Genomic DNA, 14662 nt, shown 5'->3' on the forward strand with positions numbered 1-14662 from the left:
GTCCTTCACAGACAGCTGCTTCTTCATTTAACGATGTTTATGATTGACATTCTCATCAACTGATTCAAATAGACCATTGAAATTAGTTTGAATCGTATTTCGGTCTTTTCCATTTCGAATATCGTCATCAAGAGAACGAGCGTTCATAAATACATCATGATCTACTTTTACTTGAACATTGTAGTCCTTTGCAATAGGCTTTACTTTATCGAGCACGTTTTGTTTTAAACGGCCGTTATTTATGTCTTTGGCCGGATCTACAGCAACTAATAGCTGATCTCCACGGACAACGGCGCGGCTATTTTCTACACCTTTAACGCTTGCAGCTCGATCAGCCACTTTTTCCGTAAAGTCTCTTGGATAATCTTCACCATAATACATATTAGCAACGCCATTTGTACGATCATTTGTATTATTGATGTTTCCATAAGGGTTTGTCGGATTGTCAAAACGTCCATCACTTACGTTTAACGGATAATTAGGTGTTCCATTCCCATCTAAAACTTCAGTCATTGGACCTTTCGGATTATCTACGCGATGTTCATTCGCTTTTTCATTTGTATGATAGCCAACAGGCTGTGTCGTATCTGTATAGCGCTGTTCCATACCTTGGTCTTTGTTATTGCAAGCGCCAAGTCCCATCATACATGCAAAAGCTAAAGAAGTTGCTACATACCTATTCAACATAATCGCCCCCTAATTTAAGCTCTACTTACTCTGAGCTTACTATTAGGATTAAAAGACGAGCCGTTTCTTATTCGATGAAGTGTTTATAAACTCTTTACATGTCATGTAGGTTTTGTAAGTGCTGGTAAATCACTCGATAAAAACGTGTACGCTGGGACCATTCTTCAACCGATTGCTGCATTAATCTTTGACGGTTTGCCCATGATAAAGTAGAGGCATTTATATTCCAGTTTCTCATCAGCATCGATGGAAATAGCAAAGAAGCAAGAAAAAAACGCTGCTTGCTTAATTCTTTTATTTTCGAGTGTTGAAGTAGTTCTTTCATCGACCACTGGACGTAAGGCAAAAAGCGCTGGGCAAGCTGGACATAGTCATAAAGAGCAGGAGCTTTAGCCGATAAGTCAAAATCAATCATAACAATACCCAAATGGTTTGTTTTCAAGAAATTATGTGAAGCAACGTCACCGTGAATAATGGAACAGTTTAACCCACTATCTTTGAAGCGCTCCATTAAGACTAAAGCTTTTTCTCCCCAAGTCGCAATGTCTTTATATACATGAAATTGATTAAATTCCCTAAATACATGTGATGTTTCTCGAAAAGAAGAAAGCCGCTTTTTCCATTTTAAAATAAGATCATACTCAGAAAGCTTTGTATACGCGGCTAGTTTCTTTTTATGAACTTCTCCATGATAGCGAATCAATGTTTGTAATACTTCTTCCCGACCCTGAAAACTTTCATACGTTACCTCTTTTACTTGCTTAACAAAAGGCATCATCGCCCAGTACAAATGACGGTCCTTTATATAAAGTTCACCTTCTGGGTAAGCTTCAAAATTAACAGCATACCCTTGTTGAATCTGAGATAAAAAATGATAAACATGTTCAATTTTACCTTTGTCTCTGTATGCTTTTATTACTTTTTTTCCTTTATTCGTATCCGCTATGATAACATGAGGCTTTTTCATACGATAGGTCTCAACGTGAATATCTCTTTTTTTCAAATAGAGAAAGAGACGATTTAAATTAAAATCGTCTCGTGTATAATAATCAATCTTCATCTTCGTCGTACTCATCGTATTCTGGAATACTAAATGCATTTGGATCAAACGCAGGATACGGAGGTACACCAATCATGCCATATGGGGCTGGATAGGGTGCCCTTGGGTCCTGAAAGCCATAAGGTACCTGCTGTTGGTACTGTGGATAAGGCTGCTGTGGTGCATAGTCGTCAGGTCTTGGTTCACCGCAGCTGCAGTCTCCTTGCTGCTGTGGCGCATAGTGCTGCCCATAATGATAAGGCGCGTTTCCATAACCATCGGAAGAACTTTCATAATGGCCACCTGTCATAGCTCCTTGTACTTGTGGATACATCGGTGCTTGATGATAGGCCGGATAAACGGGCTGCTGATATCCCCATGGAGGCGGACAAGGAGAACATTGTACCGGTCCATAGCAGCTGTGTGGCATCATTGGATACATTGGCATCGGTGCCATGTGAGCGCCCATCGCATGTTCTTCAAACGATTCGTTTTCATAACCGTGATGATACATTGGAGCCTGTTGATACATTGGCATTGGATATGGCTGCGGTGCATACATTGGCGGAGGACACGGCATGTAATTAAACCCGCAGCCTGGCATTACAGGCGATATCGGCATGATTGGGTAACATGGCATTTGAGGAGGCATTTCTATACTCTCCATCTCAGGACTTTCTGGCGATTCATGCTTAGGTAGTTCTTTTGGTGCTTCTTTTTTTGGAGCCTGCATCGCCATATTAACGGTGTAATAATTGTTAATATCAATCTCAGGTGCAATTGGCTTTAATTTAGGAAGCTTTGGCGCAACTGGCATTTCTTTTTTAGGCTGCGCAATTGGTGCTTCTTTTTTAGGCTGCGCGACCGGCGCTTCTTTCTTTGGCTGCGCAATCGGCGCTTCCTTTTTCGGTTGATCAATCGGTGCTTCTTTCTTTGGCTGTGCGATTGGTGCTTCTTTTATCGGTTGCATAAACGGTGTTTGAGCAGGCTGATTAGCTGACTTTTTCTCATCCGGACTTTCATCAATTTCCGTTACTGGATAAGCTTTTGTGGATTGGTCACTATAAGGGTGTTGAACTTTAGGCATTTCTTTTATACCAGGTGAAGGAGCTCCTTCTTTTTGAACAGGCACTCCGCTTGTCGGCACTTTAATTTTCATTCCAGGCATGATCATGTCTGGATTGCTTAATTGAGAATTCGCTTTTTTTAACTCTTCAAAATTAACCCCATACTTTTCAGCGATTTTCCAAAGGGTATCCCCTTTTTGAACGATATGGATTTTCAACGTCATTCCCCTCCCGAGTAGAGTCTCTGCCATCTATATGTGCAAAATCAAAGTAAGTTCTGTTTGTTCATCACAAGATATGCCTTGAACCATTTTTTTATTCATTTTGCCCACAGTTTGGTTCAAGTTTTTATGATAAAGAAAAAAAGACTTATCAACACAAACAATATGTCAATAAGTCTTCTTTTAGACCTTCTCTTTTTAATTGTCTTAAAAATCTTTATGCTCGTTCTAACATATTCGTTAGCGCTTTGATCGCCCCTTGTGCTGTATGTTCATCCACCTTGATTTGATTCACTTCTGTTCCTTCTTCGATGCTTTCTAAAGCCCACAGCAAGTGAGGCAAATCAATTCGGTTCATCGTCAAACAAGGACACATATAGGGATTAAGCGAAACAATTTCTTTATCCGGATGACTGTTGATAATCCGTTTTACTAAGTTCATTTCCGTGCCAATGGCCCATTTAGAGCCTGAAGGGGCTTTTTCAATTGTATCAATAATATATTTTGTAGAACCTGCATAATCTGATTTTTGCACCACTTCATAAGAACATTCCGGATGAACAATAATATTCATCTCAGGCTGCTTCTCGCGTAAATAATCAATATTTTTAACCGTGAAATTTTCATGCACAGAACAGTGACCTTTCCACAGAATCACCTTGATATTGTTTATATCCCCTTCATATTCAAGCATTTCTTCAATAGGATTCCAAATGGCCATTTCATCTAGTCCAACACCTAAATCATAAGCTGTGTTTCTGCCCAAATGCTGGTCTGGTAAAAAGAGAATGCGCTCTTTTTTAGAAAATGCCCACTCCACCATATTTTTTGCATTTGAAGATGTTACAGTTGCCCCATCATGTTCGCCTACAAAAGATTTAATTGCAGCTGTAGAATTCACATACGTAAGCGGAATAATTGTATCTCCGAAAAGATCCTGTAAGACAGGCCATGCCTTTTCTGTTTGCTGAATAGTAGCCATATCAGCCATTGAACAGCCAGCTCGCATATCGGGTAAAATGACTTTTTGATTTTCAGCTGTTAAAATATCAGCTGTTTCTGCCATGAAGTGAACGCCGCAAAACACAATATGCTCAGCTTCTCTATTTTCAGCTGCTATTTGAGCCAGCTGTAAGGAGTCTCCTACCGCATCTGCAAATTCGTACACTTCATCTTTTTGATAATGATGGCCGAGCAGAAACAATTTGCTTCCGAGCTTTTTCTTGATTTCTAGTACCCTTCTTTTCATTTCATTTTCTGTGAGCTCTATATATTTAGCGGGCAGCGTTTGCTGCTGAAGCGTTTGTAATAAACTCATGATTTCCTGTTCCCCTTTCTGTTAATAAGTCCAAGCTGATATCGATAGCCCCTGCTGAATGCGTTAAAGCTCCAAGTGAAATATAGTCCACTCCGCTGTCTCTAAAAGAATGAAGCGTGCCAAGCGTAATTCCACCGGATGCTTCTGTGACAATATGAGCGGGAACCAGTGGTATCCAATCTTTAATGACTTCTGGAGAACAGTTATCGAACATAATGACATCTGCTCCTGCCTCTATTGCTTCTAGCAACTGACTTTTGTTTTCAATTTCCACTTCCACCTTAACCATATGTCCAACCTGCTCTCTTACTTTCACAACAGCGTCTAGAATAGATCCTGCATGTGCAATATGGTTATCTTTCAACATGACGCCATCGTACAATCCAAAACGATGATTATAACCACCTCCAGCACGAACGGCATACTTCTCTAACATTCGCATACCAGGCGTTGTTTTTCGCGTGTCACATATACGCGTATGTGAGCTGCCAAGCAGCGCGACGGCTTTGTGCGTCATCGTGGCAATGCCACTCATTCTTTGAAGTAAGTTTAAGATTACCCGTTCACCGGTCAAAATAGATCGCACGGGTCCTGAAACGGTAGCTATTTTATCTCCAGGCTTAAGAACATCTCCATCTTTTTTCTCCAAATTCACTTTCACGTCAGGGTCTATTAAATGAAATCCTTCTTTAATCAATTCCACTCCTGCGATAATACCTGATTGCTTTGCCGTGAACACAGCTTCCCCTTGGTCAGACGGAGAAAAAATAGCTTCACAGGTTATATCTCCATCTCCAATGTCTTCTATAAAAAAAGACTGCAATAGTTTTTGTAATTTCAACGTGTTCATTGTGCTACCTTCACCTTTCTTTTTAGATTTTCTTGCTTATAAAATTAATGATTGTTTTGTTGAAGCAGCAGACTGCTTAATAATTCGCTTATGCTCCCATTCTTGGTTTTCATGCGGAAAGTCACTTCGGTAATGACCTCCTCTACTTTCTTTTCTTGCAAGAGAGGACTCTGCAATAAGCAGACCTGCCGTTAGCATATTGCAGATGGCCGCAGCTTTCCTCGAATATATAACTTCTTGGTCAAGAGGTATTCCCTCCAAGTAATTTGTGAATTCATGCACAATAGTAGCCAATTCGTTTTCATGACGAATGATTCCTACACAATCCATCATTTTATGCTGAATTTGTCTTGTGGCAGGCAGTGTTTTAGGCATGTCTTTATAGACGTAACGGACGGGGGGATAACGAGATATCGTTCTCGCTTTATGTAAAATATGACGCCCTGTCCGTTTTCCAAATACAAGACACTCTAACAATGAATTGCTTGCTAGACGATTTGCTCCATGAACGCCTGTAAAAGAAACTTCCCCCACGGCATACAATCCTTCAACGCTTGTTTGTCCGTAACCATCTACTTCAATTCCACCCATTAAAAAATGTGCGCCTGGAGTAACAGGTATTCGTTTTTTGTCCAGTTGAATTTTATACTTCCGACACAGTGCCGTAATCGTAGGAAATTTTTGTTGGAAATGAGCCACTTTTTCAATGTCTAAAAATACGGATCTTCCTTCTTTCATTTCATTAAAAATTGTCCTTGCTACAACATCTCGCGGTGCTAAATCCTTAAAGGGATGAACGCCTTCCATTATGCGTTCATTCCATTCATTTACCAGTACGCCACCTTCACCTCGAACCGCTTCGGATACTAGACCTTTCGCTTCATTTTGATACAAAAGCGTCGGATGAAACTGAACAAATTCTAAGTCCGCTAATTTTGCTCCAGCCCTGTACGCAAGCGCTAGCCCATCTCCCGTCGCAAGCGGCTGGTTAGAGGTATGCTTGTACAAAGCGCCGATTCCTCCGGTAGCAATAACCGTTTGACGAGCATGATATATAGTAATTTTGTTGTTTTCACCTTGTCCGATAGCACCTCTGCACGTTCCATCTACAGTTATTAAATGCTGAATCATTTCGTTTTCAATAACTGTAATATATGGCAGTACTTCTTTTTTCAAAAAAGCGAACAGCGCTTGTCCTGTTGCATCCCCGCCTGCATGCAGAATACGATTCGTACGATGGGCTCCTTCTTTTCCAAAATGCAGCGTACCATCTGGATTTTTATCAAACTTCATTCCTTTATGAATCAATTCATTTACTACAGCCGCACCTTCTTCCACTAAAGTGCGTACCGCTTGTTCATTGCAATGCTTATTGCCCGCAACCAACGTATCATAGAGATGTTCACTCCAGTGATCGCTGCTTCCAATAGCAGCTGCTACTCCGCCTTGAGCAAGAACTGAGTTATTGCGGTCAATTTTCCCTTTCGTTACCATTACAACTCTGTTATGACGACACAGTTCATAAGCTGCAGAAAACGCTGCTAATCCGCTTCCAATAATTAAAACATCCGTCTCTAACATTTTACACCTCTTTATTTACATGTGTCTTGACACCTATATTTACATATTATTAAATGAAAGACAAGAAGTTTTTTTATCGGAGGGAGAAAATGATTTATCTGGACTATGCGGCAACAACGCCAATGAGACAAGAAGCAATTGAAGTATATACTGAAGCGGCAACAAGCTATTATGGAAACTCCAGCAGTCTTCACACACTTGGAACACAAGCAGAAAATTTACTTACGCTATGCAGAAAAAAATTAAGCCTGTTAGTAAATTGTCGAGAGGATGATCTTTTTTTTACAAGCGGGGGAACAGAAGCTAATTACTTAGCTATTCGTTCTCTTTTAAAAGGAAAAAATGATGAAAGAAAACATATAGTGACAACGAAACTTGAACATTCTTCGGTGCTTCATACGTTGCAGCAGCTTGAAAAAGAAGGATTTTCCCTATCTTACGTACCTGTAGATCAAAACGGAGTTGTGTCTGTAGACGACTTAAAGAAGACGATTCGACCTGACACTGTGCTAGTAGCCATTCAGCACATCAATCATGAGCTGGGTACAATTCAGCCAGTTGAAGATATTGGCCATTTTTTATCTAAAAAAGAAATTCTCTTTCACTGTGATTGTGTTCAATCTTTTGGTAAGCTTCCTATTGATGTTAAAAAGCTGAAAGCTGATAGCATCTCAGTCTCTAGTCATAAAATTTACGGACCAAAAGGTGTAGGAATGGTATACATGAATTCAAGTTCTTCTTGGAAGCCTATTTATCATAAAGCAACTCATGAAAAAGGCTTTCGCCCTGGGACTGTAAATACAGCGGGCATTGCTGCCTTTACTGCAGCAGCTGAATACGCATATGCAGAAATGAAGACCGCTCAAAGCCATTATGAGCGCTTAAAATCGTACTTACTAGAAAACCTAGAGCCTCTTGCTCCTTTTATAGAAGTAGAAGGCCTTGGGAACTCTCATTTTCCTGGAATTATTGGACTGACGTTTTCAAACATACAGGGTCAATATGTTATGTTACAATGTAATCGTCACGGAATTGCTATCTCTACGGGAAGTGCCTGTCATGTAAATCAGCAGGAACCATTAGCTTCTCTACTTGCGATTAGCAAATCGACTGTGAATGCTAAGAATTTTGTCCGTATTTCATTCAGTCAACATTCAACGTTTAAGCATATTGATCGACTCATATCCGTTTTTCATTTATTACAGCAAGAATTTATGACAGTGTAAAAGGAGGGATTAAAGGTGCCAGGAACTCAAAAGAAAATTCTTGGAGAAGAAAGAAGAGAACTTATTCTACAATGGTTAAAAACAGAGAATAAACCAATGACAGGCAGTGAGCTTTCGAAACGAACGAACGTTAGCCGCCAAGTCATTGTACAAGATATTTCGCTGCTTAAAGCTAAAAATGAGCCCATTATCGCAACAAGCCAAGGATATATTTATATTCAAAATCCATCTCAAACTACCGTGCATCAGCGAATTATTGCCTGTCAGCATACGCCAGAAGATGCTGAAAAAGAGCTTCTTCTGCTTGTTGACCACGGCGTTCTCGTAAAAGATGTAACCGTTGAACACCCTGTGTATGGTGAATTAACGGCTTCCGTTATGATTCAAACCCGAAAAGAAGTAGAAACGTTCATAGAAAAAATTCAAGAAACAAACGCAACTTATTTATCTCAGCTAACAGATGGGATTCACCTTCATACGATTGAAGCAGATACAATTGAAAAACTGAATGCTGCCTGCTTAGCTCTTGAAGCGGAAGGTTATTTAGTTTCGAATGAATAAAAAGGTGCTATAACAAAAAAAATCCCGCTTTAAAGCGGGATTTCTGTTTCAAGTAGTGTATGGGGATAGCTTCCTAAAAGCTCTACGCTACAGCCTAGTGCCTCAAGTTCAGCCATAGCCCCAGGGATTAATACTTCATCCATTTTTTGTTCAATATCAATGATAAAGAAATAGTTTCCAAGCCCTGTTTTCATAGGACGGGATTCAATTTTAGACAGATTTAGCTTGCGCCAGGAGAAGGCTGAAAGCACTTGATGAAGCGCTCCTGCCTGATCAGATGGAAGTGTAATCATTAACGTTGTCTTACACCCGTTTCCAGCTAAAAATGGCACCTCTTGCGCTCCATCTTTATGCAAAATAACAAATCTTGTTGTATTATGATCATAATCATGAATGTTCGGGCAGGCAATATGTAATCCATATTCATGGGCTGCTAACCCATTCGCAATAGCTCCAATATTAAGCTCAGGGTGTTCGCTTACATACTTCGCAGCAAACGCCGTTGATGTCATCTCTTCTACTGCAGTTGACGTACATTCTCCGTGTAAAAATTTATGACACTGCGCAATTGCATGAGGATGAGAATAAATCGTTTCAATGTTTTTCCACTGTTCTGCACGAGATGGATGAACCATTAAATGCTGACGAATCGGAAGCACAATTTCCCCAACAATCGGCAGACGACGTTCATGAATAAGATAATCAAGTGTTAAATTTACAGATCCTTCAAGTGCATTTTCTAACGGTACAATTCCATACTCAATTTCTCCGTTATCCACTGCATCAATGCATGCTGGAATTGTTTTGTATGGAATATGGTCGTGCTGCTTAAATACGCCTTGGACGGCTACATGTGTAAATGTTGCCTTTGGTCCTAAATATCCTACTTTCCCCACAATCATGCCTCTCCTTATCTATATCTGTTTGCCATTATGCCCCTGAACCAAGCACGTCCACTTTATCTACAAACTCTAAGCTTTTCAGTCTTCGCAGCATTTCATTTAATTCAACATTCATGCTTGCTGTATCTAATGAAAGAGTTACGTTGGCACGCCCTTGTAAAGGGATGGTTTGGTGAATCGTTAACACATTGCATCCCGATGATGCAACGGTGCTCAATAAATGTGATAAAGTTCCTGATCGATCTTCAATATGAAAAAATAGTGAAATAATTCGCTGTTTGACAACCGTCTGAAACGGAAAGACCGTGTCGCGGTACTTATAAAAAGCACTGCGACTCAAGTCTACGGCTTGTACAGCATCTGCTACCGATTCAGCTTTTCCCCGTTCAATTAACAGCTTCGCATCCAATGTTTTTTTCATCGCTTCTGGTAATACATCTTCGCGAACTAAATAAAACTGCTTATCGCTCTTATGCAAGTAAAGCCCCTCCCCTTATCCTATGAACAACAATTAGTCAATAAATTCAAATTCATATTCAAACAGCTTTACAATATCCCCATCTTTTGCTCCTCGTTCACGAAGGGCTTCATCGACGCCCATGCCTCGAAGCTGACGCGCAAATCGACGAACGGATTCTTCACGTGAGAAGTCAGTCATCTTGAATAATTTTTCGATTTTTTCACCGCTTAATACGTATGAGCCATCGCTATCACGCGTAATAACAAATTCCACTTCTTTCTTTTCATGCTTGTACAATACGCGGTGCATAGATAGATCTTCCTCTTCTTGCATTGGGAATTCCGGCGTAGTTTCTACAAGATCAGCTACTGTAAATAACAGTTCGCGGATTCCATTACGCGTTGCTGCAGAAATTGGAAAGACTTTCACTTCGTCTCCTACTTTTTCTTTGAATGCAGCTAGATTCTCTTCGGCTTGCGGGATATCCATTTTATTTGCTACCACTACTTGCGGACGTTCGGTTAAACGCATATTATATTGACGCAGCTCTTCATTAATGGTTAAGTAATCTTCATATGGATCACGGCCTTCTAAACCTGACATATCGATTACATGGACAATAACGCGGGTACGTTCAATGTGACGTAAAAACTGATGACCTAATCCTACACCTTCATGTGCACCTTCGATTAGCCCTGGTAAATCTGCCATCACAAAACTGCGATTATCTTCTGTTTCAACTACTCCTAAATTCGGATTAATTGTTGTAAAATGATATTCAGCAATTTTTGGCTTTGCAGCAGACGTTACGGATAATAACGTTGACTTTCCAACACTTGGAAAACCAACTAATCCTACATCGGCCAATACTTTTAATTCAAGAATTACATTTCTCTCTTTACCTGGCTCTCCATTTTCTGAAAGCTCCGGTGCTGGATTTGCAGGTGTAGCAAAACGCGTATTCCCACGCCCTCCGCGTCCACCTTTAGCAATCACTGCGCGCTGGCCGTGCTCAACTAAATCAGCGATCGTTTCGTTCGTATCTTCATCTAACACAACCGTACCTGGTGGAACTTTTACAACCATCGGCTCAGCGTTACGTCCGTGCTGTCCTTTTGACATTCCATGTTCACCGCGGCTTGCTTTAAAGTGACGCTTATAGCGGAAATCCATCAGCGTACGCAATCCTTCTTCTACTTCAAAGATGACATCTGCACCGTGACCACCGTCACCACCTGCAGGACCTCCTTTTGGTACGTACTTTTCGCGACGAAAGGCAACCATTCCATTTCCCCCGTCGCCACCTTTTACATATACCTTGACCTGATCTACAAACATTTCTTTTTCACTCCGTTCTATATCTTAGCTCCTGCAATAGCAAAAGCGCTGTTAACTTATTGTTAGCATAAGGCTAAATTCATCTTCAGACATATGCTGTTCAACCAATGCAACTCCTTGAGCGCACTCATAACATTGTAGCTTGTTTTGTAGCTTCTGTATATCTGTTAGTATTCCACTAAAGTCAAAAAAGAAACGAATTCCCTGTTCTTCAATGCATACTGAAATACTCAAATAGTTTTCTGCATGATAATCAACATATTTTTCGAGTGCTTCTGTCAAATAGCAACACCAGTTGTATACGAACTCATCGTATTGTGATAAATCCTTCAATTCTCCGAGCACTTCCACATCTAAGCGAACAGCATGGTTATTCCAATGATAGGTCATAACAAAGCCCGCAAACAGTCGCATATTGATGTTTGTTAACTTGGATTCATGTTTGGATTCATTTACAATTTCTTCAATGATTTCATTCGCTCGATCAAGCCGATTCAACGCTAGATTGCCTTTGATTAATTGCAGCTTATTTAACCAATCATGCCGCGCGTATCTTAATACCTCTACGACATCCCATTCTTTTTCCATCTTAGCACTCCTAACTTTGACTCGAGCATAAGTATTTCACAACGCTGACAAACATCTCGTATCAATCTTCTTAGATATGTTCGATTATAACAAATTCCAATGGGTAATAGGTGAAATATTCTACAAAAAGAAAACTCTAACCTACTTGGGTTAGAGTTTTCTTTTTGTATCTTATGCTTCTTGAGCAACAGGGTATACAGATACTTTTTTACGGTCACGACCGAAACGTTCAAATTTAACGATACCGTCGATTTGAGCGAATAAAGTATCATCTCCACCACGACCTACGTTTGCACCTGGGTAAATTTTAGTACCGCGTTGACGGTATAAAATTGAACCACCAGATACGAATTGGCCATCAGCACGTTTAGCACCAAGACGTTTCGAGATTGAATCACGACCGTTTTTAGTACTACCTACTCCTTTTTTAGAAGCGAAGAATTGAAGGTCTAATCTTACTAACATGACATCCACCTCCTGTTTAGTTGTCGTTAATTTTTATATAATTACTGTAATCTAATTCGATCGTTTTCAGTGAAACAACCATACCTTCTAATAGCAATTGAATCTGTTCCAATGTGAAGGAATCCACATCTTTTGGAATCTCACAACGGAGATACCCACCATCTCCACCTTGCTCTAAGTGCGGTTCAACCCCACTTATTGAAAAGATAGCATTAATTGTTCCAAATGAAACTGCAGATGCTCCCGCACAAACAAGATCTTTTCCGTGTTCGGAAAAGTCAGCATGTCCACTCATCGTGAACCCGTCAACTTTCTTATTTGCATCACGAGAAATCGTCACCTTAATCATTTGTTATAATTACGCGTTGATAGCGTCGATTACAACTTTTGTGTAAGGTTGACGGTGACCTTGCTTACGACGATAGTTTTTCTTTGCTTTGTATTTAAATACAGTGATCTTTTTAGCGCGACCTTGTTTTTCAACTTTAGCCGTAACTGTTGCACCTTCTACGAAAGGAACACCAACTTTCACGCTGTCGCCACCTACAAATAATACTTTGTCAAAAGTAACTGTTTCGCCTTGTTCACCAGCAAGTTTTTCAACGTAGATTGCTTGACCAGCCTCTACTTTAATTTGCTTACCACCAGTTTCAATAATTGCGTACATTCTCTGCACCTCCTCTAAAAACTAAGACTCGCCATCACAGGTGTTCAAGTGAACTTAAAACCTGTTCTGAGCGGTTGTAGCACGGGTGCTACAAACCAACATATTAAATCTTACTACAAATCAAAGGTTAGTGTCAATTGGAATTCATGTTTTCTTCTAAAATTTTATATAGAAGCAGAGACCCTTTTTTGGATCTGCTCATTCGACCCCAATTGACGCAAAACAAATGTGTTTGTATAATCATCGCTTGGCGTAAGATATACGGTTTTTTTTACCATTTCCTCTAAAGCGTTGAGAAATCCTTGTGCCTTCATTTCATTTATAACATCACTTCGCGTCTCAATCCAAATAGCCTCTTCTTCCGCGCCGCGATGTTCCCAAATTACACGTTCAATTTGAAAAGCAGCCGTTTTGGAATCAATCATTTTACCGGTTCCTTCACATACTTCACAAGGCATAGTTAATGTCGATCCAATACTATTGCGCACTTTCTTCCGCGTTAATTGCAATATGCCGAGCTCTGTAAAGCCAACTACATTCGTCCGCACTTCATCTTGTTCACATAGCTTTTTCATGTACCTTTCTACTTCTGTCCGATCTTCTTTATGAGGCATATTTATAAAATCAATTAAGATCATGCCGCCTAAGTGACGTAATTGCATCTGTTTGGACAGTTCATAGGCAGCTTCCATATTTGTTTGAAGCATCGTCTTTCGAATATTATCTTTTCCTGAAAACTTCCCCGTGTTCACGTCTACGACCGTCATCGCTTCCGTTTCGTCAATAACGATATAGCCTCCGCTTTTGAGCCACACGATTCGCTTTAAAAGCTTCTCTATTTGCCGTTCTACATCGTAAAAAGAGAAAATATTTTCATTCCCTTTATAGTACTCTATTGACGAGTTAGGGTAGGTAGTTTGAAGATGCTGATATAGGTCGAAGTCATCTACTACTATCCCATCAACTCCTTGTTGAAGTGCAGCTTGCACTCTTGTTTCGAGAAAATCTTGTCCTTTGCTGACTAGGGCAGGAGCTTTCATCCCCTGTGTCTGTCGTTCAAGGCGCTCATATTTTTTCTGTAGCTCTTTTATTTTATGTTGGACCGCAGCTTCTGATTTTTCTGCAATCGCTGTTCGAAATAAAAAGCCTTCCATCCCTTGTTTTAACCGCTCACCAAGCTGTTTCCACTGTTGTCGTTTTGGCTCAGCTATTTTTTTGGATACAGCGACATAGTTTCCGTGCGGTAAATATACAAGCTCATCAGAAGAAAATTCAATGATACCCGTCAGCTTCGGCCCTTTTGTCCCAATGCCTTCTTTTACAACTTGAACCAATACTTTTTCTCCTTCACGAATAAAAGCAGACATCGGCTGCTGATCTTTGTGAGGATTCTCTGACTGCTGATAGGATACAAGTTCATTTCGATGAATAAATCCGTTCATTGATAAACCGATATCGATAAAGGCTGCTTGCATATTAGGCAGTACTTTTACTACTCTCCCCCAATATATATCACCAATAATTTGATTCTCGCTTTGTTCTTGTAAATAGATTTTTTCTAGTGCTTTATCGTTTATCACGGCTATACGTTTTGAAGAAGTAGCCGCGTTAATAATACATACCTTCACATACATTGCCTCACTTTAATCTAAATTCATAGGAAAAAGTTCGGTCAGTGCAACCGAACTTTTT

Annotated in this window: 16 protein-coding genes and 1 other annotated feature; of the genes, 2 read left to right on the forward strand and 14 right to left on the reverse strand. The window is 40.1% G+C overall.

The window, feature by feature from the left end:
- Positions 1-27: 27 nt before the first annotated feature.
- The 6 genes from LJC66_RS23590 to nadB all read right to left on the reverse strand — a co-directional run bounded on the left by LJC66_RS23590 (position 28) and on the right by nadB (position 6763).
- Complete coding sequence (locus LJC66_RS23590) at positions 28-687, reverse strand: YhcN/YlaJ family sporulation lipoprotein (protein WP_013059324.1); 660 nt, start codon at positions 685-687, stop codon at positions 28-30.
- A gap of 94 nt (positions 688-781) precedes the next feature.
- On the reverse strand, positions 782-1747 hold the full coding sequence (locus LJC66_RS23595) for a phosphotransferase (RefSeq protein WP_230933642.1): 966 nt from the start codon (positions 1745-1747) through the stop codon (positions 782-784).
- Complete coding sequence (gene safA, locus LJC66_RS23600; protein WP_230933643.1) at positions 1737-3017, reverse strand: SafA/ExsA family spore coat assembly protein; 1281 nt, start codon at positions 3015-3017, stop codon at positions 1737-1739. Before safA ends, LJC66_RS23595 begins: the two co-directional genes overlap by 11 nt.
- 214 nt (positions 3018-3231) lie before the next feature.
- Complete coding sequence (gene nadA, locus LJC66_RS23605; RefSeq protein WP_195695864.1) at positions 3232-4332, reverse strand: quinolinate synthase NadA; 1101 nt, start codon at positions 4330-4332, stop codon at positions 3232-3234.
- Positions 4289-5182 carry a carboxylating nicotinate-nucleotide diphosphorylase gene (gene nadC, locus LJC66_RS23610; protein ID WP_195695863.1) on the reverse strand — a complete coding sequence of 298 codons (894 nt, stop codon included), beginning with the start codon at positions 5180-5182 and terminating at the stop codon, positions 4289-4291. The genes nadA and nadC overlap by 44 nt, the downstream gene beginning before the upstream one ends.
- Before the next feature lie 36 nt (positions 5183-5218).
- Positions 5219-6763, reverse strand: coding sequence for an L-aspartate oxidase (gene nadB, locus LJC66_RS23615; protein ID WP_195695862.1), 1545 nt, complete (start codon positions 6761-6763; stop codon positions 5219-5221).
- 89 nt (positions 6764-6852) lie between these two features.
- On the opposite strand from nadB, the gene LJC66_RS23620 reads away from it, so the two are divergent.
- Together LJC66_RS23620 and LJC66_RS23625 are read left to right on the forward strand one after the other, a co-directional pair.
- Positions 6853-7989, forward strand: a complete 1137-nt coding sequence (locus tag LJC66_RS23620; protein ID WP_230933644.1) for an IscS subfamily cysteine desulfurase — start codon at positions 6853-6855, stop codon at positions 7987-7989.
- A gap of 15 nt (positions 7990-8004) precedes the next feature.
- Positions 8005-8550 carry a transcription repressor NadR gene (locus tag LJC66_RS23625; RefSeq protein WP_047932161.1) on the forward strand — a complete coding sequence of 182 codons (546 nt, stop codon included), beginning with the start codon at positions 8005-8007 and terminating at the stop codon, positions 8548-8550.
- Between the two features lie 29 nt (positions 8551-8579).
- Here the strand turns inward: LJC66_RS23625 and pheA are convergent, their stop codons facing one another.
- From pheA to LJC66_RS23665, 8 genes are all read right to left on the reverse strand, one after another.
- Positions 8580-9452, reverse strand: coding sequence for a prephenate dehydratase (pheA, locus tag LJC66_RS23630; protein WP_230933645.1), 873 nt, complete (start codon positions 9450-9452; stop codon positions 8580-8582).
- 28 nt (positions 9453-9480) lie between these two features.
- Entirely contained in the window at positions 9481-9930 is a 450-nt protein-coding gene (locus LJC66_RS23635; RefSeq protein ID WP_013059332.1) for an ACT domain-containing protein, read from the reverse strand.
- A gap of 33 nt (positions 9931-9963) precedes the next feature.
- Positions 9964-11250 carry a GTPase ObgE gene (gene obgE / locus LJC66_RS23640; protein ID WP_013085117.1) on the reverse strand — a complete coding sequence of 429 codons (1287 nt, stop codon included), beginning with the start codon at positions 11248-11250 and terminating at the stop codon, positions 9964-9966.
- 51 nt (positions 11251-11301) lie between these two features.
- Positions 11302-11838 carry a Spo0B C-terminal domain-containing protein gene (locus LJC66_RS23645; protein ID WP_013085118.1) on the reverse strand — a complete coding sequence of 179 codons (537 nt, stop codon included), beginning with the start codon at positions 11836-11838 and terminating at the stop codon, positions 11302-11304.
- A gap of 171 nt (positions 11839-12009) precedes the next feature.
- On the reverse strand, positions 12010-12303 hold the full coding sequence (gene rpmA / locus LJC66_RS23650) for a 50S ribosomal protein L27 (RefSeq protein ID WP_013059335.1): 294 nt from the start codon (positions 12301-12303) through the stop codon (positions 12010-12012).
- Between the two features lie 16 nt (positions 12304-12319).
- Entirely contained in the window at positions 12320-12652 is a 333-nt protein-coding gene (locus LJC66_RS23655; protein WP_013059336.1) for a ribosomal-processing cysteine protease Prp, read from the reverse strand.
- A 9-nt stretch (positions 12653-12661) separates the two neighbouring features.
- Positions 12662-12970 carry a 50S ribosomal protein L21 gene (gene rplU / locus LJC66_RS23660; protein ID WP_013059337.1) on the reverse strand — a complete coding sequence of 103 codons (309 nt, stop codon included), beginning with the start codon at positions 12968-12970 and terminating at the stop codon, positions 12662-12664.
- 14 nt (positions 12971-12984) lie between these two features.
- Positions 12985-13056, reverse strand: a sequence feature (ribosomal protein L21 leader region).
- Between the two features lie 78 nt (positions 13057-13134).
- A complete protein-coding gene (locus LJC66_RS23665; protein ID WP_195695860.1) occupies positions 13135-14604 on the reverse strand; it encodes an Rne/Rng family ribonuclease in 1470 nt (489 codons plus the stop codon).
- Between the last annotated feature and the right edge of the window lie 58 nt (positions 14605-14662).

The organism is Priestia sp. TSO9 (assembly GCF_021029645.1).
Taxonomy (GTDB): domain Bacteria; phylum Bacillota; class Bacilli; order Bacillales; family Bacillaceae_H; genus Priestia; species Priestia megaterium_E.